Origin of the sequence: Actinoallomurus acaciae, assembly GCF_042429965.1 — a bacterium.
GTDB classification, from domain to species: domain Bacteria; phylum Actinomycetota; class Actinomycetes; order Streptosporangiales; family Streptosporangiaceae; genus Actinoallomurus; species Actinoallomurus acaciae.
Window position 1 is genome coordinate 1 of record NZ_JBHLZP010000856.1, and the last position, 2,269, is coordinate 2,269.

The 2,269-nt window shown below is 62.4% G+C and carries 1 protein-coding gene; it reads left to right on the plus strand.

Going from position 1 to position 2,269, the window contains the following annotated elements; genetic code table 11:
• Positions 1–741 precede the first annotated feature (741 nt).
• A complete protein-coding gene (ltrA, locus tag ACFFNX_RS48100; RefSeq protein WP_378213128.1) occupies positions 742–2,136 on the plus strand; it encodes a group II intron reverse transcriptase/maturase in 1,395 nt (464 codons plus the stop codon).
• The last annotated feature ends 133 nt before the right edge of the window (positions 2,137–2,269 follow it).

The window sequence follows — 2,269 nt, forward strand, 5'->3', positions numbered from 1 at the left end:
CACGAGGCGCTGATCGATCGAGTGGGGGTGAAAGACCACCATCGCTGTCTTGTCGCAGCAAGGCGGTGAAGCTGAGGGCAGCCCGATCCGGGAGGTGCCGGGGAGGGTGGCAAGCGGCCCTGACAAAGCCGGGACGGTCTGGTACTGCCAGACGGGCCGGGTCCGGCAAGCGAGACGGGAAGGTATACGAGAGACATCGGCGCTGGAAGCCGCCTAAAGATACGCCAGCTCAAATCTGGTGGATATGGGCTGGTTGCGGTGCGTACTCATCTCGCGTGCGGGGTGGGGAACTCCCGGTCTGGTGGGAGTCGCCGGCAGGGAGGCCGCGGTGAAGGTCTGCGGCGTAGCCGTTGGCGATGCCGCGGGGGTAAAGCCGGATGCCTAACCCGTCGATCGATCGATTGGTGAACGTGGGAACCGTCCAGTGGTCCCCTTCTGACGCGCGATCCAGTGTGGGGAAGGGAAGGCACGCCGTCTGCTGGTGGCCACTGGCGCGGGGCGGAGCCGCCGTAGTAGTCGCGGGCGTTGTGACCCGCCATAGGGGTCCGGGAGAACCGTGACGCAGGGCGAAGGGCGGCAGCGTGATTTGCGAGGAGTACTTGCACTTGCCGTGCACGCTCCGGCTTTGGCCGGGGTCAGCGGCGCAACCGCAGGGGAGGGCTGACAATGCCGCAAGACGCGCCGGTGAAGACCGGTGCCTGTTGGCCGACGCTTTCGCAGGCTCGGTCAAAGGTAGCGGGGATGCAGGCCAAACTGCACCGTTGGGCGGTAGTTGATGGGGGCTGCCGGATCGACGACCTGTTCAATCTCGTGCACGACCCGGCGTTCTTGCACATCGCATGGGACCGGGTCGCGTCGAACAAGGGTGCCCGGTCGGCCGGGGTTGACGGCAGGACCGTCGCCTCCATCGAACGGTCGACCGGGGCGAAGGCGTTCCTGGAGGATCTGCGATCGGCGCTGAAGGAAGAGTCCTTCAGTCCTTCCCCGGTGCGGGAGAAGATGATACCTAAAGCGAATGGGAAACTCAGACGCCTCGGTATCCCCACCGTGGAGGATCGGGTCGTTCAAAGTACGCTGAAGCTGGTGCTTGAGCCCATCTTCGAGGCGGATTTCCGCCCATGTTCGTATGGGTTCCGGCCGAGAAGGCGCGCGCATGACGCGATCGCCGAGATTCAGTTCCTGGCTACCCGCTCATATGAGTGGGTACTGGAGGCTGATATTGAGGCGTGCTTCGACAACATTTCTCACACCTTTCTCATGGATCGGGTGCGGAAGCGGGTCGGAGATAAGCGGGTGCTGCGCCTGATTAAGAAGTTCCTGAAGGCCGGTATCCTGACCGAGCTGGGGATGGAGCGAGACACTTACACCGGCACACCACAGGGCGGTATCCTCTCACCGCTTCTGTCGAACATCGCACTGTCGGCCCTCGACGATTACTTCGCCGAGGAATACCAGCAGACGATGGCCACAACTTACCAGCGCACAAAGCGGGGCCGCAATGGGGACGGGGTCTGGCGGATCTGTCGGTACGCCGACGATTTCGTCATTATGATCTCCGGTACCCGAGCGCACGCTGAGGCGCTGCGTGAGGTGGTGGCGCAGGTGCTGGCCCCGATCGGGCTGGGCCTGTCGGAAACGAAAACCTCGGTGTGTCACATTGACGAGGGGTTCGACTTCCTCGGATTCCGTATCCAGCGGAAACGAAAACGAGGTAGCCACAAGCGCTACGTATACACCTTCGCATCAGAAAAGTCGGTTGCCGGCATCCGACGGAAGGTGAAGGCGCTGACCTACAGGTCGATGTTCAGTATCGTCCCAGGTGAGTTGATTCACCGCATCAACCAGATGCTGCGGGGATGGGCTAACTACTTCAAGCATGCGGTCGTCAAACACGTGTTCTCAAGTCTGGGCTGGTATGCGCGTACGCGCGTTTCCCGCTGGCTCAGGGAACGCCATAAGGGACGAAAACGAATGCCTTGGAAAGAATTCCGACGACGCTACATCGTCCCCGAACATGGGCTGATCGTCGCCGGTACAGAGCTGTTCAACCCGGGAACGGTACCGGTGACCCGGTATCGCTACCGAGGCGACACCATCCCCACTCCCTGGGCATCCCCCAGAAAGACACCAGCCTAACGGCACGGTCACGCGGAGAGCCCGGTACGCAGTAATGCGTACGCCGGGTTCGGAGAGCGACCTGGGGAGACGTGCCGGGCGAAATCCCGGTAACGCGCCCCAGGTCGACTCTACTCATCCACCGCCAGCACCA

Coding starts and splice junctions, on each gene's coding strand:
- ltrA (WP_378213128.1), top strand. CDS start 742: ATGCAGGCCAAACTGCACCGTTGGGCGGTAGTTGATGGGGGCTGCCGG.